A 20,629-nucleotide genomic window follows, 5' to 3' on the forward strand; every position below is an offset into this window, starting at 1 on the left:
CGTGACGCCCGCAAGGTGCTGGACGCCCGGCGGAGAAAATCCAACTCCCATGTTTCAGAACCGACTTGACGCCCTACGCGTACAGGCGCACCGCGCGAGGACGTCACGCCCGGACCGGCCTCCCCGGAAGATCGGGGGGTTGAAGCGCGGCGCCGGACGGGGTGAGATCGTGCCATGCAGCAACCGCTTTCCCCGTATCCGCACGCCGCCCCCGACTTCGACCATCTCGATCACCGCTACCGTGGCGAGAACCCGCTCCGCACGCTCGGTCACCTCTTCCGCCCCGACCGCCGCCGACTCCTCGGCGCGGTCGGGCTGTTCGTCGTGAAGCACAGCCCGATCTGGCTGCTCCCGATGATCACCGCGGTGGTCCTGGACGTGGTGGTGCAGCACGGACCGCAGGCCCGGCTGTGGCAGGCCACCGGGGTCCTCCTGTTCATCCTGGTGATCAACTACCCGCTGCACCAGTGGTACGTGCGGCTCCTCGCCGGCAGCATCCGCCGGATGGGCATCACGCTGCGCTCGGCCCTGTGCCGCCGGATGCAGCAGCTGGACATCGGCTACCACTCCCGGGTCAGCTCCAGCGTCCTCCAGGCCAAGGTGGTCAGGGACGTCGAGTCGGTGGAGCAGATGGTGCAGCAGAGCGCCGACATGGGCCTGGGCGCCGTGGTCACGCTCATCGGCGGCCTCGTGGTCATCGGGGTGCGGGTGCCCGCGTTCCTGCCGGTGTTCCTGATCGTGGTGCCGGTGGCGGGCCTGCTCGTCATGCGGCTGCGGATGCGGATGCGCAGCCACAACGAGGAGTTCCGCCGCGAGGTCGAGCAACTCTCCTCGAAGGTCGGCGAGATGACGACGCTGATCCCCATCACCCGCGCGCACGGCCTGGAGCGCACCGCGCTGGGCCGGGTCGACGGCTCGCTGCGCCAGGTGTTCGCCGCGGGGGTGCGCCTCGACACCGTCAACGGCCGCTTCAACTCGGCGGCCTGGGTGCTGCTCAACATCCTCGGGGTGGCCTGTCTGACGGGTTCGGCGCTGGTGGCGTACCACGGCTGGCTTCCGGTGTCGCCGGGTGACGTGGTGATGCTGAGTTCGTTCTTCACGATCCTGACGGGCTCGGTGACGACCCTGCTGGGCCTGGCCCCCGTGATCAGCAAGGGGCTCGAGTCGGTGCGCTCGGCGGGCGAGGTGCTCCAGGCGCCGGACCTGGAGCGCAACGCGGGCAAGGCGGCCGTGGAGCGGGTCACGGGCCGGATCGACTTCGACGCGGTGGGGTTCGCCTACGACGACAAACCGGAGGAGCCCGCGGTCACGGGCTTCACGCTCGCGGCGCGGCCCGGCGAGACGATCGCCCTGGTCGGCGCGTCCGGCGCGGGCAAGTCGACGGTGCTGAACCTGCTCATCGGTTTCATCCGGCCGACGTCGGGGCGGATCCTGCTGGACGGCACGGACATGGCGGGCCTGGACCTGCGCAGTTACCGGCGCTTCCTGTCGGTGGTGCCGCAGGAGTCGATCCTGTTCGAGGGCAGCATCCGCGACAACGTCACGTACGGTCTCGGCGACACCGACGAGGAGACGCTGCTCTCGGCGCTGCGCGACGCGAACGCGCTGGAGTTCGTGGGGCGGCTGCCGCACGGCCTGGACACGGTCGTCGGGGAGCGTGGGGCCCGGCTGTCCGGCGGGCAGCGGCAGCGGCTCGCCATCGCGCGGGCGCTGATCCGCGATCCGCGGGTGCTGGTCCTCGACGAGGCGACGTCGGCGCTCGACAACCGTTCCGAGGCGCTGGTCCAGGAGGCGCTGGCCCGGCTGGTGCACGGCCGGACCGTGTTCGTGGTCGCGCACCGGCTGTCCACGATCCGGGGCGCCGACCGCATCGTGGTGATGGAGGGCGGCCGGATCGCGGAGACCGGCACCCATGCCGAACTCCTCGCCCGGGGCGGGGTGTACGCGGGTCTCCAGCCGGCCGCCTGAGCCTTCCCGTCAGGGCGCGTACGTGCCCGATTCCGCGGCGGCGACGACCGCGGCGCCGTCGGCCGCGTCGCACCAGTCGCCGACGGTGTCGCGGACAGGGCCGCACCGCCGTCGCGGTCGCGCCGCGCGCTGGGCGGATCCGGCGCCAGGCGGGGTTCGTCCGAGGGGAGCGGATGCCATGGTGAGCCTTTCCGGACGCGTTCGGTACGTCGACACCGGTTCGATCAGCCGGGCAGAAGGTGGACGTCCCGAGCGCGCCGGTCAATGGCCGCCCGGTGAGAGGATGCGGGACCGAGGGAGAGGAGCCGGGGCGGATGGGGCGCGCGGAGCGGGAGGCGGTCGCGGGTGGCGTTCGGCTGCACGCGGCGGCGCGGTCGCTGCTGGACGATCACGAGCGGGCGGTACGGGCCGCGCGCGAGGCGCTGACGCCGCTCCTCGACGACGAGGTGACGCAGGCCCTCGACGCGATGCCGGTGTCCCGGCTCCAGGAGGCGACCGAGGGCAGGCTGCGCCTCGACCCGGTGGAGCGGAGCGGGCTGCGCACGGTCCGCGAGGTGCTCGACGCCGGGCCGGGACGGCTCCAGCAGATCCCCGGCGTGGGACGGGTGACGTCGGTCCACCTCCTGGGCGCGGCGCGACGGCTCGCGGACGCCGTGCGCGAGAGCGCGGCCGTGCACATCGACGTGGACCGGCCCGAGCCGCGGACGACGGCACTCGTCGCCGCCCTGCACGTGCTGGTGGCGGCGGGCCCGGACGCGCGGCGGGCCGTGACCGAGGCCGAAACCCTCACCCGGCGGCTCGGTCCGCTCCTGGAGACGGCGCGGCCCGTCGCCGGGCGGCTGCGGATGCTGGTCGCCGGGCGGGAGGGGCGGACCCGGGCGCTGGCGGCCGTGGCCGAGGTGCGCGGGATCGCCGAGGAGGCGGTGCGGGCCGGCACGGGCGAGCTGCTGGCCCAGGCCTCCGTTGACCTGCTGCGCGGGCCCGCGTCCGAGGCAGCCGCCTGGGTCGACTTCGAGCTGCGCGCCGCCGAGTACTACGGGGTGCTCGGAGAGATCGCCGGGCAGGCCCCCGACACGGCCGCCGCCGAGGGGTTCCTGCCCGCGGGGATCGCCGACGAGGTGCGCACGCAGCAGCTCACAGACACCGGGCTCCGGGTGTCGCTGCGCGGCTACCAGACGTTCGGCGCGCGGTTCGTCCTCGCCCGGCGCCGGGTGGTGCTCGGCGACGAGATGGGCCTCGGCAAGACCGTGCAGGCGCTCGCCGTGCTCACCCACCTCGCCGCCGAGGGGCAGAGCCACTTCCTGGTGGTCTGCCCGGCCGGAGTCCTCGTCAACTGGACCCGGGAGATCGAGACGCGCAGCCGGCTGCGCGCCGTCCCGCTGCACGGGCCGGGGCGGCAGGACGCGTTCGCCGACTGGAAGGGGCGCGGCGGTGTCGCCGTCACCACCTTCGACGCCCTGCGCGGCTTCCCCGCGCCCGGCGGCGGCGAGCTGGGCATGCTGGTCGTCGACGAGGCGCACGCCGTCAAGAATCCGCAGACCCTGCGCGCGCAGGCCGTCGCCGGGTGGGCGGCGCGCTGCGAGCGGGTCCTGCTGATGACCGGCACCCCGATGGAGAACCGGGTCACGGAGTTCCGCAGCCTGGTGCGGATGCTGGACCCGGACCTCGCGGACCGGCTCGACACCGAGGCGGGCCTCGCCGGATCGGTGGCCTTCCGTACCGCGGTCGCCCCCGTCTATCTGCGCCGCAACCAGGACGACGTGCTCACCGAACTCCCCAGTCTCCAGCACACCGACGAGTGGGAGGAGCTGAGCGCGTCGGACGCGCGGGCCTACCGCGAGGCGGTGGCCGCGGGGAACTTCATGGCGATGCGCCGCGCCGCCTACGCCCGCCCCGAGGGGTCAGCCAAGCTCCAGCGGCTGCGGGACCTCGTACGGGAGGCGGGTGAGAACGGTGCCAAGGTGGTGGTGTTCTCCTACTTCCGCGATGTCCTGGACGCGGTGCACGCGGCCTTGGACACGGAGGACACAGAGGGCGCAGAGGGCGCCGAACCCCGCACCTGCGGACCGGTGTTCGGTCCGCTCACCGGCGGTGTGCCGCCCGCGCGGCGGCAGGCCCTCGTCGACGCGTTCTCGGCGGCGTCCGGGCCCGCCGTGCTGGTGGCGCAGATCCAGGCGGCGGGCATCGGACTCAACATCCAGGCCGCGTCCGTGGTGATCCTGTGCGAGCCGCAGATCAAGCCGACCCTGGAGCACCAGGCCGTGGCACGCGCGCACCGGATCGGCCAGGTCCGGTCGGTCCGGGTGCACCGGCTGCTCGCGCCGGGCGGTGTCGACGAGCGCATGGTGCGGATCCTCACCACCAAGGACCGGCTCTTCGACGCGTACGCGCGGCGCAGCGCCACGGCGGAGGCGAGCCCGGACGCGTTCGACGTCTCGGACGCCGAGCTGGCCCGCAGGATCGTCGCGGAGGAACGGGCCCGCCTCGGCGTCCGGGACGAGACCTAGACCCCGGCCACGGCGTCCGCTCACGCTCCGCTGTCGCCCGCGGGGCGCGACGCGCTCCGGCGCACAAGGACCCGCGGCCGACGCACCAGTTCACGCCCCATTCCCCGAACGACCATGCATCCGGCACCTCTTACGAGTGATAACTGCCCGTGATGATGAACCGGGGCGCCGCCGGTCCGCATCATCACCCATGTCCGCATCCGCACCACCTGCCCGTACGGCAGCGCTGACGAGGGGGAGAAGAATGGCATCCGACCGAGGGCACGGGATCACGCACCGTGACGACATGCGCGCCGCGCAGCTGAGCGGTCTGTTGACGCGCAGGAGACAGACCCTGGGCCTGACCGTGGAGCAGGCGGCACGTGCCACGGGCCTGGCGGAGCACCACTACACGGCGCTGGAGGAGGGCACGGGGCACGGCATCGATCTCGGCGGCCTCAAGCGCGTGGCGGGCGGTCTCGGCCTGACCGGGCAGCCGCGGGAGACCTTCCTGCTGCTCGCGGCGGAGCCGGACGTCACCCCGTACGACCTCGTGGAGCGGCGCCGGCCCAGCATCGAGGAGCTGGCCCACATCGACCTGATGGAGCCCAACCCCGCGCTGATCACGGACCACGCATGGAACCTGCTGGCGGCGAACGCGTCGGTGGCGCGGCTCTTCACCGACCCGGCCAAGGCCCCGGACGGGGACCGCAATCTCGTGCTGTGGCTGCTCACCGAGGACGCGGAGCGGCGGTTCGCCGACATCGATGAGGTCCGCGCGGACGCCGTCGCCCGGGTCCGCGCGGCCCTCGCCCAGATCCCGGCGGACACCTCGCTGCAGGCGCTCGCCGCCCGGATCGCCGCCGACCCGCTGGGGGTCCGGCTGTGGCGCTCGCGCTCGCCCCGGCTGCCGTCCGAGGCGTCGGCGCGCCGGCTCCGGCATCCGCTGTACGGCGAGGCGTCGGTCCTGGTGACGACGTCACGGCTGCCCGGCGGGCTGCAGTTGATCGTCCATCACGCGGCGCATCTCATCCAGAGCCCGGCGCCCCGCTGAGCCGAGGTATCAGCCCGTCCGGCGCACGGCGGCAGCGGTCAGCGCCGCGCCGATCGCGTCGTACGCCGGTTTGCGCCGGAGCTCCTCGTCCCAGGGCAGGGCCGCGCCCTGGCCCTCGAAGGCCGCGGGGATCCACGAGTGCCGGTCCGAGTAGCCCCACAGGGTGATGCCGACGCACCGCCGCACGGCGAGGCAGGCGCTGGTGACCTGCCCGTACCAGTCGGCCTGCTGGGCGGTCCTGGTCGCGTCGGCGGGCAGGATCATACGGATGTCGAGTTCGGTGACGGCGACGTCGACGCCGAGGTCGGCGAAGCGCTGGATGTTCTGCCGCATCTGGTAGGGGAAGCCGTACTGGAGCGCGAGGTGGGCCTGCATGCCGAAGCCGTCGACGGGGACGCCGTCGGCCTTGAGCCGCTGGATGAGCGCGTAGTAGGCGTCCGACTTCGCGCCCGTGCCCTCGACGTTGTAGTCGTTGAGATAGAGCTTGGCTTTGGGGTCGGCGGCGCGCGCCCAGCGCAGGGCGTCGGCGATGTAGGACGGGCCGATGGTCTTGTAGAAGATGTTGTCGCGGTAGGTGCCGTCCTCGTTCATGATCTCGTTGGCGACGTCCCAGGCGAAGACCTTGCCCCGGTAGTGCTTGACGACCTGGGTGATGTGGTTCTTCAGGATCGAGCGCAGTTCGTCGGCGCTCCAGGTGCCGGAGCTGAGCCAGTCCGGCAGCTGGCTGTGCCAGAGCAGGGTGTGGCCGCGCACCGTCAGCCCCTTGGACCTGGCGTAGTTCACGATCTCGTCGCCTGCGGTGAAGTCGAAGACTCCGCGCCGCGGTTCGGTGGCGTACCACTTCATGCCGTTGCCGGGAGTGGTCTGGCCGAACTCGGAGCCCAGCAGGTTCGCGTAGTCGGTGTCGGCGAGTTCCGGGTTGTCGACGGCGGAGCCGAAGTAGCGGCCGCTCCGGTGGGCGAGGCCGTCGAGCGTCGTCGCGTCCTGCCGGTGGTCCGCGCCCGCCACGGCGGCGGGGGCGGCGGCGAGGCCGAGCAGCAGGGCCGCCGTGGCGGCGAGCGCGGCGGATCCGGCACGGGTACGGGCTGCGGGTGTGCGCATGGTGCGTCTCCTCGACTGGTGCGGAGGGATGGGCGGTTGGCCGTGCGCCGAGCGGGACTCCCGGTCGTGCTGGTGGAGCGCCCTGATGAACAGGGCTGGTACGGGTGTTACTTGACGCGCATCTCGCACCGCATCCGGCGCCCGTGCCCGACCTCGCGCGCCGGACCCGTCAGGGTGAGCGGCACGGTGTGGTGGACGTGGTCGGCGGAGGCGGCGATGCGCAGTTCGAGGGCGCCGGGTTCGACGGTGCGGCGGCCGTCGGCGCCGGTGTACGCGGCGAGGTCGGCCGGGAAGGTGGCCTGCACCTCGGCGCTCGCCCCGGCGTCGAGCGGCACCCGGGCGTAGCCGACGAGCCGGATCTCGGGGCGGGCGACGGTGCCGACGGGGTCGTGCAGATAGAGCTGGACGACCTCGGTGCCGGGCCGGTCGCCGGTGTTGCGGACGGTGAGGCGGAGCGTCGTCTCGCCGTCGGTGGCGAGTTCGGGGCTGTCACAGTGCGGAATGTCCCAGCTGAACGTGGTGTAGGACAGGCCGTGGCCGAAGGGGTGCAGCGGCGTCGGGTCCACGTTGCTGGGGTCGCCGTGCCGGCCGAGCGGCGGCGCCAGATAGGGGGCGGGCTGGCCGCCGGGGTGCCGTGGTACGCCGACGGGGAGCCGGCCGGACGGCTCGACGCGGCCGGTCAGGACCCCGGCGACGGCGGCGCCGCCCTCCTGGCCGGGGAAGAACGCCTGGACGACGGCGGCGGCCCGGTCGGCCCAGCGGCCGAGCGCGTAGGGCCGGCCGCTGAGCACGACGACGACCGTGGGCGTCCCGGAGGCGAGGGCGCCGTCGATGATCTCCCGCTGTCCGTAGGGCAGTTCGAGGTCGGGTGCGTCGCAGCCCTCCCCCGACGAGCCGCGTCCGAACAGGCCCGAGCGGTCGCCGACCACGGCGAGGCAGAGATCGGCGTCCGCCGGGTCGGTGACGAACACGGCGTCGGGCAGTTCCGCGCGCAGCGCCTCGGCGAGGGTCGGCACCGTGACGCCCGGCGGGAGTTGTGGGTGGTTGACGCCGACGTGCCGGGGGAAGGTGTAGCAGCCGAGCATCGCCGCCTGCTCGTCGGCGAGCGGGCCGACGAGGGCGAGGCGCGGGGCGGCGGGCAGCGGCAGGATCCCCGCGTCGTTGGCGAGCAGCACCACCGACTCCTCGGCGAGGCGCCGGGCGAGCTCCCGCATGTGCGGCGGGTTCAGGTCGACGGGGGTGTCGCCGGTGACCGGTTCCCAGTCCGGGTCGAGCAGTCCGAGTTCGCACTTCTGGGTCAGGACGCGCAGGGCGGCCCGGTCGAGGAGCGCGTCGGCGGGCCGGTCGGTGGTGTCGACGCAGCGGGCGGCGGGCAGTTCGACGTCCACTCCGGCGGTGAGGGCGAGCCGGGCGGCGTCGGCCGGCGACTCCGCGATCCGGTGGGCGGACTCCAGGAACGACAGGCCGAAGTAGTCGGACACGACGGTGCCGTCGAACTTCCAGTTCTCGCGCAGGAGTTGGGTGAGGAGTTCGGTGTTGGCGTGTCCCGGGACGCCGTCGATGTCGTTGTAGGCGGGCATCACGGACCGGGCGCCGCCGTCGCGGACCGCCATCTCGAACGGCGGCAGCAGCACATCGGCGAGTTCGCGGGGCCCGACCGAGGCGGGCGCGTGGTTGCGGGCCGCGCGGGAGGCCGAGTAGGCGGCGAAGTGCTTCAGGGTGGCGACGATGCCGGCGGCCTCCAGGCCGCGGACGTAGGCGGTGCCGATGGTGCCGACGAGATAGGGGTCCTCGCCGATGGACTCCTCGGTGCGGCCCCAGCGTGGGTCCCGTACGACGTCGAGGACGGGGGCGAGGCCCTGGTGGATGCCGACGGCGCGCATCGACGTGCCGATCGCCTGCGCCATGTCGGTGACCAGGGCCGGGTCGAAGGTGGCGCCCCACGCCAGCGGGGTCGGGAAGACGGTGGCCTGCCAGGCGGTGAATCCGGTGAGGCACTCCTCGTGGGCGAGCGCGGGCAGGGCGAAGCGGTTGCCGGACCGGATCGTGCGCTGGAGCGCGGCGAGGCGGGCGGCGCCCTCGGCCGGTTCGACGGGCACGGTGCCGAAGGGGCGGGTCAGGTGCCCGAGCCCGTACGGCAGCAGAGCGTCGAGGGCGGCGCTGCGGTCGGCGTAGGCGTGCTGTCCGGGCGCGACCTCGACGGCGCCGCCGTCCTGTTCGGTGCCGAGCCACACGCTGGACAGCTGGGCGGCCTTCTCCTCGGGGGTCATCCGGGCGAGCAGGTCCGCCGCCCGGACGTGGGCGGGCAGTGCGGTGTCCTGCCAGGGCTCGACCATGGAACTCCTCAGGTACGGGATGTGCGGAAGGCGGCGGGATCAGCCCTTGGTCGCGCCCAGCGTGATGCCGCCGATCAACTGCCGTTCGGCGACGGCGTAGAAGCCGAGTGCGGGCACCATGGACAGGACGAGGTACGCGAAGACGCGGGCGGTGTCGGCGGAGTACTGGCCCTGGAACTGCTGGACGCCGACGGGGATCGTCCACCAGGTGGGTTCGCTGAACACCAGCAGCGGCAGCAGGAAGTTGTTCCAGCTGGTCACGACGGCCAGCACGGAGACGGTGCCGAGCGCGGGCCGGGCCATCGGCAGCAGGATCCGCCGGAAGAAGCCGAACGCCGAGCAGCCGTCGAGGGTGGCCGCCTCCTCCAGTTCGCCGGGGATCTCGCGGAAGAAGTTGCGCAGGATGACGATGGTCATGGGCAGGCCGAACGCGGCCTGCGGCAGGATCACGCCCCACGGGTTGTCGAGCAGGCCGAAGGTGCGCAGCAGCACGAACAGCGGCAGGATCGCGACGGCGAACGGGAACATCAGGCCGACGGTGAACAGGGTGAAGAGGAACTCGCGCCCGCGGAAGGCGAACCGGGCGAGGGCGAACGCGGCGAGGGCCGCCACACCGACCGTCAGGGCGGTGGTGCCGACGGCGATCAGCGTCGAGGAGCCGAGCGCCCGCCAGAACGCGCTGTCCTGAAGGATCGACGTGTAGTTGTGGACCACCCACGGCGAGGGCAGGCCGAAGGTGTTCCCGGAGAGCTGGTCGGTGGATTTGAAGCCGGAGACGAGCGCGTAGAGCAGCGGCGTCACCATGGCGATGCCGATCACCCACACGGTCGCGTGGAGCGGGACCGAGCGCCATCTGCGCCGGCGCGCGGCGGCCACCTGTGCTGTCGGGGCGGTCATCGGGCACCGCGCATGTTCGTGAGGGCTCCTTCGGTGTCGCGGCGCAGCACATAGCGCTGGTAGAAGACCGCGAAGACGAGGCTGATGAGGAACATGACGATGGAGATCGCGCTGGCGTACCCCATCTGGTAGCGCTTGAAGCCGAACTGGAACATGGTGACCGCCATCGTCTCGGAGTGGTGGTCGGGCCCGCCCTGGGTGGCCACCCACACCAGGTCGAAGAGCTGGATCGCGCCGATCACGGAGAGGAAGACGCTCATCCTGAGCGTGGGGCCGAGCAGCGGCAGCGTGACGTGGCGGAAGCGCTCCCAGGCGTTCGCCCCGTCGATCCGGGCTGCCTCGGTCAGTTCGGGCGGGACGCCTTGCAGGCCCGCCAGGAAGAGCATCATGTGGAAGCCGAAGTACTTCCAGGTCATGACCAGGAAGAGGGTGGCCATGACGGTGTTCTGGCCGGAGAACCACAGGCCGCCCGCCCCGTCGAGGCCGACCGAGCCGAGCACCTTGTCGGCGAGCCCGCTGTCCGGCGCGAAGATCATGCTGAACAGGACGCCGGTGATGACTTCGGAGAGCACGTACGGGGCGAAGAACAGCATCCGGTAGAAGGCGCGGCCGCGCAGCTTCTGGTTGAGGAGCACGGCCATGGCGAGCGCGAACGGCAGTTGCAGGCCGAGCGAGAGCGCGACCAGGAGGAGCCCGCGCCACAGGTCGCCGAGGAAGACGGGGTCCTTGAAGAGGCGGCTGAAGTTGTCCAGGCCCACGAAGTCGGAGGGCGAGCCGAATCCGCCCCAGTTGAACAGGGAGACGTATCCCGCGTACAGGATCGGGACGATCACGAAGACGGCGAAGAGGATCAGGCCGGGGACGGTGAAGAGGAAGGCGGTCAGCCAGTCGCGCGTCCGCCGGGCCAGGGGCCGCCGGTTCCCCTCCTGACCGACCGGCGGCTCCTTGCGCACGAGGGGACGCGTGTCCGCGGTCCGGATGGAAGAAGTCATCGTCGTCTACTGGCTCTTGGCGACCTGGGTGATGGAACGGGTGACCTGCTCGGGGGACTTGGAGCCCGCGATGAGAGCGGCCACCGAGTCGTTGACCTCCTGGCCGACGGCCGGCGGGTAGGCCTGGTCGAGGTAGAGCTGGAAGGCGGTGGTCGCGTTCAGCAGGTCGGAGACGGCCTTGAGGTTGGGGTCGGTGAGGCCGTCCTGGGCCTTCTTGTTCACCGGGATCACCCCTGTGCCCTGGAGGAGCTTGCGGTTGGTGTCGGCGCTGACGAAGAACTTCAGGAAGTCGAGGGCCTCCTTGGGACCGCCCTTGCGCAGCGCGTAGCCGCCGCCTCCGCCGAACACGTCGGTGGATCTGCCCTTGCCGCCGTCGACCGAGGGGAACGGGAAGAAGCCGAGGTCGTCGCCGATGCCCTTGCCCTCCGCCCCCTGTGTGCTGGGCGCCCACTGGCCCATCAGCTCCATCGCCGCCCCGGCGTTGCCCATGGTGGCGGCCTGGCCGGTGGGGCCCGCGTACGCGGCACCGAGGAACCCCTTCTGGAACGGCTTGAGATCGGCCAGTTCCTTGAGGTGCTCACCGGCCTTGACGAAGTCGCCTCCGGTGAAGTCCTTGGCGTCGGCGGCCTTCTGCATGCCGTCGACGCCGGCGATGCGGATCGCCAGATAGGCCCAGTAGTACATGCCGGGCCACTTCTCCTTGCCGGCGAGGGCGATCGGGGTGACGCCGACGGCCTTCAGCTTGGCGACGGCGTCGAGGAACTCGGTCCATGTCTCCGGCGGGCCGTCGATCTTCGCCTTCTTGAAGAGCGCCTTGTTGTACCAGAACCCGACAGCTCCGATGTCGAACGGGATCGCGTAGGTCCTGCCGTCGAACTCGTAGGCCTCGCGCGCCGCGGGCACGAGGTCGTCGATCCAGTCCTTGACCTGGTCGGTGATGTCCTCGGTGAGGCCGGCGTCGATCTGCTGCTTGAGCACACCGCCGCCCCAGGTGTTGTACACGTCCGGCAGCTTTCCCGAGCCGACCAGGGCGGTCATCTTCGACTTGAAGGCGTCGTTCTCCAGCGTCACGACCTTGATCCTGACCTTGGGGTGCGCCTGCTCGAACGCCTTCGCCTGCGCGGCCCACAGGTTCTTGCCGGGGTTGTTGGTCTGGATGTGCCACCACTCGAAGACGGTCCTGCCCTGGCTGTCGGTGCCGCCGGAGTCGGAGCCCCCGCAGGCCGTGAGCACGGCGGTGCCCAGTCCGGCGACGGAGACCACGCCGAGGAACCGGCGGCGGGAGAACGAGGACGAGGGCGGCGGAGCAGTGGCTGGCATGGCGCACCTTCCGGAAGCAGTCCGAAAATTATCGGGGAGATGGCCACGGAAGTTACGGGCATGGGACGGGGGTGTCAACGCCCTTGACAAAAAGGGTCGTTGACACCCCCATGGACACTCCCGGTGCGGCCCCGCCGCGGAGCGCCGCGCCTCAGACGGGGCGCGGGGCCGCCGTGCTGGCCCTGACCACGAGTTCCGTAGCCAGCTCCACGCGCGGCGAGGCGGGTTCGACCGAGCGCGCCAGGTCGAGCACGGCACGGGCCGCCAACTTGCCCATGTCCGAGAGCGGTTGGCGGACGGTCGTGAGCGGCGGCGAGGACCAGCGGACCTCCGGCAGGTCGTCGAAGCCGACGACGCTCATGTCCTCGGGCACGCGCAGGCCGCGCCGGCGCAGCGCCTCGATCGCGCCGAGCGCCATCTGGTCGCTGGACGCGAAGACCGCTGTGGGCGGTTCGGGCAGGTCGAGCAGGTGGTCGGTGCCGGTGAATCCGGACTCGTGGTAGAAGTCGCCGGGCACGATCAGTCCGTCGTCCACCGGGACACCGGCCACGTCGAGCGCGGCGCGATAGCCGTCGAGCCGGGCCCGTGAGCACAGCAGCCGGGGCGGGCCCGCGATGAATCCGATCCGGCGGTGCCCGAGCGCCAGCAGGTGCTCGGTCGCGGCCATGCCGCCCGCCCAGTTGGTCGCGCCGATCGTCGGCATCTCCGAGGTGGGCGAGCCGGCCGGGTCGATCACCACCAACGGCACGCCCAGGCGCCGCAGTTCGTCGTGCAGCCCGGGTTCGAGCACGGACGTCACGAGGATCACGCCGTCCGAGGCGCGGGCCCGCAGATTGGTCATCCACTGGCGCGCGTCCCCTGCCCGGTCGTGGATCGCGGAGACGACCGTGCCCACGCCCTGCTCGTGCGCGACCTCCTCCACACCCCGGATGATCTCGACGGCCCAGGGGCTGTCCAGATCGTTGAAGACCAGGTCGAGCAGGGCGGCGCGGTCGCCGGGCGCGGGCGGGCGGCGCCGGTAGCCGTGCCGGTGCAGCAGGTCCTCGACGCGGGCCCGGGTGGCGGGCGAGACGTCGGAGCGTCCGTTCACGACCCGGGAGACGGTGGGCACGGACACTCCGGCCTCCCGTGCGATGTCGGTGATCGTCACCTTGGCCGGCCCGTCCGGGCGTTGCGTGGCTGTCCTGCGCTGGGCGCCTTCCCCGGCCACGTTCCCCACCTCCGTCGACATCTGCGCCCGGAAGATCTCCGGGCCCCTGCGGAAGACCGTAGGACACGTCACGGGCGGGCGGTTCGCGTTGCGGCGACGCTACCGGAAGAATCACGAAAGTTCTCGGCCCGGATCCGGCGACCAGCGGCATCGGAATGTCCGGCTTCCGGTTAGCGTTGGCCGATATCGGAGAATCCCGCGGTGGAAGGCGGCCCACAGTGCACGGTGAGTACAAGATCCCCGGCGGCAAGCTGGTCGTGGTCGATGTGGAGGTGGCCGACGGCGCCCTGAGCGAGGTGCGGGTCGCCGGTGACTTCTTCCTGGAGCCCGACGAGGCGCTGCCCGCGATCGACGCCGCGCTGGAGGGCGCCCCGGCCGACGCGGACACGGCGGCGCTGGCCGCCCGGATCGACGCGGCGCTGCCCGCCGGGACGGTCATGCTCGGCCTGACCACCGAGGGCGTCGCCACGGCCGTGCGCCGCGCGCTCGCCCGCGCCACGGACTGGCGGGACTTCGACTGGCAGCTGATCCACGACGCCCCGCAGTCCCCGGTGCTGCACATGGCCCTGGACGAGGTGATGGTCGAGCAGGTCGCGCTCGGGCACCGTCCGCCGACGCTGCGGGTGTGGGAGTGGGACCGCCCGGCGGTGATCATCGGCAGCTTCCAGTCGCTGCGCAACGAGGTGGACCAGGAGGGCGTGGCCCGGCACGGGGTGGAGGTCGTGCGCCGGATCTCGGGCGGCGGCGCGATGTTCGCCGAGCCGAAGTCCACGATCACGTACTCGCTGGCCGTGCCCGAGTCACTGGTCTCGGGGCTGTCCTTCCAGGACAGTTACGCCTATCTCGACGACTGGGTGCTCGGCGCGCTCGCCGACATGGGCATCAAGGCCTGGTACCAGCCGCTGAACGACATCGCGACGGACGTCGGGAAGGTCGCGGGCGCCGCCCAGAAGCGGGTCGCCGCCGGACAGGGCGCGGTGCTGCACCACGTGACCATGTCCTACGACATCGACGCGGACAAGATGGTCGAGGTGCTGCGCATCGGGCGCGAGAAGCTCTCCGACAAGGGTACGAAGAGCGCGAAGAAGCGGGTCGACCCCCTGCGCCGGCAGACGGGGCTGCCGCGCGAGGAGGTCATCGACCGCATGATCGACTCGTTCCGGGGCCGGTACGGGCTGACCGACGACGAGGTCACCGAGGCGGAGCTGGCGCGGGCCGAGGAGCTGGTGCGCACCAAGTTCGGCACCCCGGAATGGACCGCCCGGGTGCCCTAGTCCTACGTCGTGGCCTGGTCGCTGTCGCGGAACGTCCCCCACCCGTGCCACCGCTCGACCTCCACGACCGCGGTGACGCGGCTGCGCACCCGGTCCGGGTAGGGGCCGCCCGTGTAGTGCCGGGCGATCCGGTCGATGTCCGCCAGGCCCTCGTCGGGGCGCAGTTCGACGGCCCGCCCGATGAGGCTGACGTGGGTGTACCAGTCGTCCTTGTCGAGGACGGTGAGGGTGAGCCGCGGATCGCGGCGCAGATGCTTCAGCCGCACCCGGCCCTCGTCCATGTTGAGCAGGACCCGGCCGTCCTCCCACAGGTACCAGGTCGCGGTGGAGACGGGCGCGCCGTCGGAGCGCAGCGTGGTGACGGTGCAGGGGTTGGGCCCGGTCAGCATGGTGACGGCGTCGGCGGGCAGCGGGGGCTTGGACACGGTCTCTCCTGTCCTGCGGGGTGATCACGGTGCACTTCGACCGTAGTCCCCCGGGCCCCGGTGCGCGGCCCCGGACCGTACGCCGACGGTCACGGCGGCGACGGCCGCGGCGAGCAGCATGCCGATGCCGCCCACGAGGGCGCAGGTGTGCAGCGCCGCGGTGAAGCTGTCCCCGTACGCGGTGAGGGCGCGGGCGGTGTCCCGTGCCGAGCCGAGGTGGAGGAAGGCGCCCGCCTGGATGCCGGCCTCGGAGACCATGCCGTGGACCTGGCCTTGGGCGGCCGGGTCGAGCCCCGAGTCGGCGAGGTGGCCGGGCAGCGCGGACAGGGTGCGCTCGGTGAGGACGACACCGAAGACGGCGGGGCCGAGCGCGCTGCCGATCTGCCGCAGGGCGCTGTTGGCGGCGCCGGCCGTGCTCGCGAGCCGCCCCGGCAGGCTGTCCATGGCGATGGTGGTGATCGGCGCCATGGCGAGCGCGATGCCGATCCCGAGGACGGCGATGACCAGGGCGGCGGTGCCGGTCCCGGTGTCGGCGTGGAAGAGGCCGACGCACAGCGCGCCGATGCCGCCGACGACGAGCCCGCTCACCAGCAGCAGCCCGGGCGGCGTCGACCGGCGCAGCAGCCGTCCGACGAGCGGCCCGAGGACGACGGTGAAGCCGTTCAGGGCGAGCAGTCGCAGGCCGATGTCCCAGGTCGAGGCGTGATGGACGAGGCCGAAGTACTCGCTGAGCGCGAAGACCAGGCCGACCTGCGCGAAGAGGGTCAGCGCCATGACGAACGCGGCGCCGGAGAACGCGGGCGACGCGAAGAGCCGCAGGTCCAGCATCGGGCAGCGCGAGCGGAGTTCGACGACGGCGAAGGCGGGCAGGGCGAGCGCCGCGACGCCGAACCCGAGCAGGGACTGGGTGGAGCCCCAGTCGGCGCTGCCGCCCTCGATGACCCCGAACACGAGGGCCGTGACGGCGACGATCGCGAGGAGCTGGCCGGGGAGGTCGAGGTGGCGTTCGCGGGTGGAGCGGGACTCGGCGAGGACGAAGGCGCCGGTCACGGCGGTGACCACGGCGACGAGCAGGGCGGGCAGGAACATCCAGCGCCAGCTCGCGTGCTGCACGATCAGGCCGTTGACCAGCGGGCCGAGGGTGAGGCCGAGGCCCAGCGCGGCGGTCCACAGGGCGATCGCGGTGGCGCGTTCGCGCGGGGCGGGCCTGACCTGGCTGATGAGGGCGAGGGTCGACGGGAGCAGGGCGGCGGTGCCGATCCCGGTGAGCGCCTGCCCGGCGCAGACCCGGGCGACGCCGTCGGCCGTGAGACAGACCAGGCTGCCGAGCGCGGAGAGCAGCAGCCCGGCCAGGTACACCTTCTTGCGGCCGTAGAGGTCGCCGATCATTCCGCAGGTCAGGAGCAGGGCGGCGGTGGGCAGGATGAACGCGTCGGTGATCCACTGGAGTCCCACCGTGGACGCGCCGAGGGCCTGCTGGAGCACCGGCAGCGAGGTGGAGACACCGACGACGGGCAGGTAGGAGACGAGGACGCCGACGCAGGCGAGCGCGACGGTGGCGGCCGGGCGGCGCGGCGGGGCCTGCCCGGATATCGCGGGGGTCTGCGGCGAGCCGGGCGAAGCGGTGGTCTGCATGGCACCTCGAACTGTCCTGGAGGGGGAAACCGCTCGGACCGTATCCCGGCGGGTGCCCCCGGGAGATGCCTCCGGACCCGCAACCAAAGATGAACGAGCGGGTCCGCGACCCCCTACATGCAGCCGACCGGTTCCTTCCTCCCCGGCCATCGCTCCACGGCTCCGTCGGCGTCGCGCACGTACGCCCAGGACTTGTCCCGCGCCAGCCACAGTTCCCTGCCGTCCTGGCGGTAGCCGGTGTCGACGGCGTCCGCAGGCAGCTTCACGTCCTTCGCGTACGTCGAGGACAGCCCGTCGATGTCGGCCAGCTTCCCCTCGGGGTCGCGGAGATACTGGCGGCCGCGCCACCGTCCGTCGTCGCCGCCGTCGAGGGTCACGAACTCCGCCGACTGCCAGTCGCAGTGCTCGGCGCCCATCCAGCTGACGACCTTCGCGGTGGAGACGGGACGGCCCCGCGCGTCCTGCCACACGAGGATCGAGAGCCGGGCCCGCTCCCGGGCCCGGAACTCCGAGGGGTCGCAGCTCGCGTACGTCTCCGCCGACCAGCCGCGCCGGTCCTCGGCCACGATCACGGCCGCCCGGGTACGGCCCGCGACGTCGTACGAGTACAGGACGCGGTGCCCGGTCCGGGTCTCCACGCGGTAGCCGCGGTCGGGCATGTCGTCGAGCCCGTCCGCCGCCTGCCGGGCCAGCGCCTCGGCCGCCGAGCCGGCTCCGTCGTCCCCCGAGCCCTCGTCGGCGACGGACCCCGCGTCGTGGGGCCTGCCCGCGCACTCCAGCGCCAGCAGGGCGGCGCCACCGCCCTCCAACGGGCTGTCCTCGTCGGCCTGTTCGGGCGTCCTCGCCTTCAGCGGCCCGCTGTACGGATGTGCGGGCGCCGCCGACGGCTTCGCCACGATCAGTCCGTCGGGCACCTCGGTGCCGCCGCACGCCGTGAGGGCGAGCATCCCTACGGCGGCCGGGGCCACCCGGCGCAATCCGTTCCGCAGCCTCATCCTCGTGTCACCCTCCCCGCACGGCGCCCGGTGCCCCGTCCCGCCCTGGGACGCGGGAGAGGGCGGGAACGTTCAGCGCTTCACGGTCGGACCTGGATCACCGCGTGCGTCCCGGCCGTGCGCCAGGCGCCGTCCGGGGCCGACGCGTCGAGGGCCCGCTCCGTGCCCGCGTCGAGCCCCACGATCACCTGCGACTTCAGGGTGCGCAGGGCGGCCACCGGGCCGGGGAAGTACGCGGTGCGTTCGGCGAACGGTGTGGTCGCTGGCCAGAGCCGGTCGCCCACCAGGCGGCGGTAGTTGAGGTCGCCCTTGAGGAGGGTGACCGTGGCGCGGGCGAAGTCGGCGCGCAGGTCGTCGGGCATGTCCGCGTAGGGCAGCGGCGCGCAGGAGAACGGGTGGGCGCGCACCTCGAGGACACCGTCGCCCATCGCCGTCCAGAGCCGGGTGCCCGCCGCGTGCGCGGCGCGGTGGGCGTCGGACGCGGTCAGGTGGCGCAGCGCGTCGAGCACATCGGCGGTCGTGGCGTCGGAGACGTAGTACGGGTACGGCTTGACGTGCAGGACGACGCGGGCGGCGCGGCCGTGGCTCAGCAGATGGTCGGCGAGGAGCAGATCGGGGACGAGTTCGCGGCCCGCGTTGTCGGCGACCAGGTACACCGTGCTCGGCGCCCCTGCGGGCAGCAGCCCCCACAGGGTGTCGGAGTCGTCCACGATCACGGGCGAGTCCGTCCCGCCGTTCTGCGGCTCGTCGGCGCCCATGCGGAAGCCGAGGTCGGCGCGGTTGCCCCACAGGGAGCCGTGCAGCAGCGCCGCCGCCTGTTCGTCGACCGGGCGCGCGGCGAGCCGGTCCAGGGCCGCGCGCTCCTCGTCGGCCTCGGCGGTGTGCAGCTCGGCGAGTTTGAAGGGGCGGAACGGGTCGACGCCCTGCCACGGCCCGGGGTCGAAGTAGCCGACGGCGTCCAGCAGTTCGCGGTAGAAGAAGCTCTCGGCCCACAGGAACGGGACCTCGAGCCAGGACCGGCCGATGTGCTCCGGCAGACCCCACGCGTCCCATCGCGCCCGTCCGGGCGCGTCGGCGGCGAGGGACGGGATCACTCCCCCGGTGCTCTCGCGCAGCAGCGCGTCCAGGGCGCGGCGGTGCCCCGGCGGGTACGGGAAGGCGTCGAGCACCCGCCGGATCAGCGCCGGGTGCCGGTCGAGAAACACGCCGCGCGGAAACGAGCCGGGCTCGTCGCTCACGATGACGGGGGCGTCGGGGGCGGGGTCTGACAGCATGCGGCCTCGTCGTGCGTCGTCCTGCTGCGGGCGGTGGAACGCCGATGCTACGTCCGCTCCCGCGCGCGGGCCCGGACCGGGCCCGCGACGGACGTGCCGGGTCGCGTCGAGTACCGTCCTGGGAGAGAACGCGCAGGTGAGTGAGTTGCGCTGAACAGCCCGGGGGGGCCATGAACAGGAAAAGCGCTCGTGACACGCCATCGGCCGCGCACGGGGTGGAAGGGCAGCCCGACTGCTGGACCCGCGCCGCCGAACTGGCCGAACGGCACCGGGCGGTGCTGCCGCGGCGCGGCGAGCGGGTCGCGGTGGTCGGGTCCGGGGCGTCGTACGCGATGGCGCAGGCGTACGCGGCGCTGCGCGAGGCGGAGGGACACGGCGAGACGGACGCGTTCAGCGCGTCGGCGTTCCTCTACGGCCGCGAGTACGACCGCATCGTGGCGCTCACCCGCACCGGCACGGCGCCGGTGATGCAGCGGCTGCTCGGCAAGGTGCACGACAGCGTGCCCAGCGTCGCGATCACCGCGTCGCCCGACGCGCCCGGCATCGCCGACCACACGCTGCGCCTGGACTTCGCCGACGAGCCGCGCCAGGCGATCGCCACCCTCTTCCCCACGACCGTGCTCGCGCTGCTCCGCGCGCATCTGGGCGAGAACCTGGACGACGCCACCGACGACGCGTACGAGGCGATCGAGGAGTCGCTGCCCCAAGTGCTGCTCGGGGCACGGCAGTTCACTTTCCTCGGGTCCGGCTGGACCTACGGCATCGCGGAGGCGGCGGCGCAGCTGATGCGGGACAACGCGGGCACCTGGGCGCAGGCCTACCAGGAGCCCGAGTACCGCCCGCGGCCCGCCGAGCCGGGGCAGTCGCGGGGCGAGGTGACGTGGGTGTTCGGCGACGTGCCCGAGCGGCTCGCCCAGGCGGTGCGCGAGGCGGGCGGCACGCTGGTGTCGTCGGCCCGCGATCCGCTGGCCGAGCTGGTGCGGGTGCAGCGTCTCGCGGTCGCCGGGGCGGCGGGGCCCGCGGTCTGAGGCGGCCGCGTCAGCTCATCGGGTAGCCCACGATGCTGTGGGTGACGGCCGGGACGTCCTGCGTCGAGTAGAAGTGGGCGACGCGGGCGTCGAAGCGGGCGCTGTCCCCCGCCGCCAGGTGGTGGCGCACGTCGTCGACGACCAGGTCGACCCGGCCGGACACCACCATCACGTACTCCACGGATCCGGCGCCGTGCGAGCTGAGCTGGCTCTGCGAGTGGGGGTGGAGCCGGGAGCGGTAGATCTCGGTGCGGCCGTGGCCGGGGGCGGCGAACAGGAGGTTCACGCTCGTCTCGCCGTCGGGCTCGTCGAGTTCGTCCGCCCGCACGATGTGCGGGGGCAGCAGGGAGCGCCGCAGCAGCTCCGCCGGATCGGTGCCCAGCGCCGATGCGACCCGGTGCAGCACGTCCAGGGTCGGATTGGCCTCGGCGCGCTCGATCTGGGAGAGCAGGCCCTTGCTGACGCCGGTCGCGGCCGACAGTTCGCGCAGGCTCCAACCCCCGGCGAGGCGGCGCCTGTTGAGGTTCACCGAAAGGGCGTCCCGCGCCCCGTCGGCCGCGGCGGCCGACGGGGTGCCGGCCGCCTGGGCGGGGACGGCGGGCGTCGTGGGAACCGTGGGCACCGTTTCTCCTCG

16 protein-coding genes are annotated in these 20,629 nt (G+C 72.8%); 5 read left to right on the forward strand and 11 right to left on the reverse strand.

What is annotated here, in order from left to right:
• Nucleotides 1–174: 174 nt before the first annotated feature.
• The 3 genes from ABZ930_RS08860 to ABZ930_RS08870 all read left to right on the forward strand — a co-directional run bounded on the left by ABZ930_RS08860 (nt 175) and on the right by ABZ930_RS08870 (nt 5,508).
• Nucleotides 175–1,968, forward strand: a complete 1,794-nt coding sequence (locus tag ABZ930_RS08860; RefSeq protein ID WP_361543775.1) for an ABC transporter ATP-binding protein — start codon at nt 175–177, stop codon at nt 1,966–1,968.
• 314 nt (nt 1,969–2,282) lie between these two features.
• Nucleotides 2,283–4,475 (forward strand): DEAD/DEAH box helicase, encoded by a 2,193-nt coding sequence (locus tag ABZ930_RS08865; RefSeq protein ID WP_361543778.1) that lies wholly within the window; start codon nt 2,283–2,285, stop codon nt 4,473–4,475.
• 244 nt (nt 4,476–4,719) lie between these two features.
• Complete coding sequence (locus tag ABZ930_RS08870) at nt 4,720–5,508, forward strand: hypothetical protein (protein WP_361543781.1); 789 nt, start codon at nt 4,720–4,722, stop codon at nt 5,506–5,508.
• Nucleotides 5,509–5,517: 9 nt separating this feature from the next.
• Here the strand turns inward: ABZ930_RS08870 and ABZ930_RS08875 are convergent, their stop codons facing one another.
• The 6 genes from ABZ930_RS08875 to ABZ930_RS08900 all read right to left on the reverse strand — a co-directional run bounded on the left by ABZ930_RS08875 (nt 5,518) and on the right by ABZ930_RS08900 (nt 13,364).
• Nucleotides 5,518–6,609, reverse strand: coding sequence for an endo-1,4-beta-xylanase (locus ABZ930_RS08875; protein WP_361543784.1), 1,092 nt, complete (start codon nt 6,607–6,609; stop codon nt 5,518–5,520).
• Nucleotides 6,610–6,716: 107 nt separating this feature from the next.
• Entirely contained in the window at nt 6,717–8,945 is a 2,229-nt protein-coding gene (locus tag ABZ930_RS08880; protein WP_361543787.1) for a glycoside hydrolase family 3 N-terminal domain-containing protein, read from the reverse strand.
• Between the two features lie 39 nt (nt 8,946–8,984).
• Complete coding sequence (locus ABZ930_RS08885; protein WP_361543790.1) at nt 8,985–9,842, reverse strand: carbohydrate ABC transporter permease; 858 nt, start codon at nt 9,840–9,842, stop codon at nt 8,985–8,987.
• Nucleotides 9,839–10,834, reverse strand: coding sequence for a sugar ABC transporter permease (locus tag ABZ930_RS08890; protein ID WP_361543793.1), 996 nt, complete (start codon nt 10,832–10,834; stop codon nt 9,839–9,841). The genes ABZ930_RS08885 and ABZ930_RS08890 overlap by 4 nt, the downstream gene beginning before the upstream one ends.
• Nucleotides 10,835–10,840: 6 nt before the next feature.
• A complete protein-coding gene (locus ABZ930_RS08895; protein WP_361543796.1) occupies nt 10,841–12,154 on the reverse strand; it encodes an extracellular solute-binding protein in 1,314 nt (437 codons plus the stop codon).
• A 151-nt stretch (nt 12,155–12,305) separates the two neighbouring features.
• Nucleotides 12,306–13,364, reverse strand: a complete 1,059-nt coding sequence (locus ABZ930_RS08900) for a LacI family DNA-binding transcriptional regulator (RefSeq protein WP_361543799.1) — start codon at nt 13,362–13,364, stop codon at nt 12,306–12,308.
• 218 nt (nt 13,365–13,582) lie between these two features.
• Between ABZ930_RS08900 and ABZ930_RS08905 the strand changes: the two genes are divergently transcribed.
• On the forward strand, nt 13,583–14,638 hold the full coding sequence (locus ABZ930_RS08905; protein ID WP_361543802.1) for a biotin/lipoate A/B protein ligase family protein: 1,056 nt from the start codon (nt 13,583–13,585) through the stop codon (nt 14,636–14,638).
• Nucleotides 14,639–14,640: 2 nt separating this feature from the next.
• On the opposite strand, the gene ABZ930_RS08910 is transcribed toward ABZ930_RS08905, so the two are convergent.
• From ABZ930_RS08910 to ABZ930_RS08925, 4 genes are all read right to left on the reverse strand, one after another.
• Nucleotides 14,641–15,063 carry a PPOX class F420-dependent oxidoreductase gene (locus ABZ930_RS08910; RefSeq protein ID WP_361543804.1) on the reverse strand — a complete coding sequence of 141 codons (423 nt, stop codon included), beginning with the start codon at nt 15,061–15,063 and terminating at the stop codon, nt 14,641–14,643.
• Nucleotides 15,064–15,087: 24 nt separating this feature from the next.
• Nucleotides 15,088–16,698, reverse strand: a complete 1,611-nt coding sequence (locus ABZ930_RS08915) for an MFS transporter (protein WP_361543807.1) — start codon at nt 16,696–16,698, stop codon at nt 15,088–15,090.
• A 113-nt stretch (nt 16,699–16,811) separates the two neighbouring features.
• Nucleotides 16,812–17,693 (reverse strand): hypothetical protein, encoded by an 882-nt coding sequence (locus ABZ930_RS08920; RefSeq protein ID WP_361543810.1) that lies wholly within the window; start codon nt 17,691–17,693, stop codon nt 16,812–16,814.
• Nucleotides 17,694–17,773: 80 nt separating this feature from the next.
• Nucleotides 17,774–18,967, reverse strand: a complete 1,194-nt coding sequence (locus tag ABZ930_RS08925) for a damage-control phosphatase ARMT1 family protein (protein ID WP_361543813.1) — start codon at nt 18,965–18,967, stop codon at nt 17,774–17,776.
• A 170-nt stretch (nt 18,968–19,137) separates the two neighbouring features.
• Between ABZ930_RS08925 and ABZ930_RS08930 the strand changes: the two genes are divergently transcribed.
• Nucleotides 19,138–19,995: a sugar isomerase gene (locus ABZ930_RS08930; protein WP_361543816.1), complete on the forward strand. Its 858-nt coding sequence runs from the start codon at nt 19,138–19,140 to the stop codon at nt 19,993–19,995.
• 10 nt (nt 19,996–20,005) lie between these two features.
• On the opposite strand, the gene ABZ930_RS08935 is transcribed toward ABZ930_RS08930, so the two are convergent.
• Complete coding sequence (locus ABZ930_RS08935; RefSeq protein ID WP_361543819.1) at nt 20,006–20,617, reverse strand: XRE family transcriptional regulator; 612 nt, start codon at nt 20,615–20,617, stop codon at nt 20,006–20,008.
• Nucleotides 20,618–20,629 lie beyond the last annotated feature (12 nt).

The organism is Streptomyces sp. NPDC046716 (genome assembly GCF_040645755.1).
Lineage (GTDB): Bacteria > Actinomycetota > Actinomycetes > Streptomycetales > Streptomycetaceae > Streptomyces.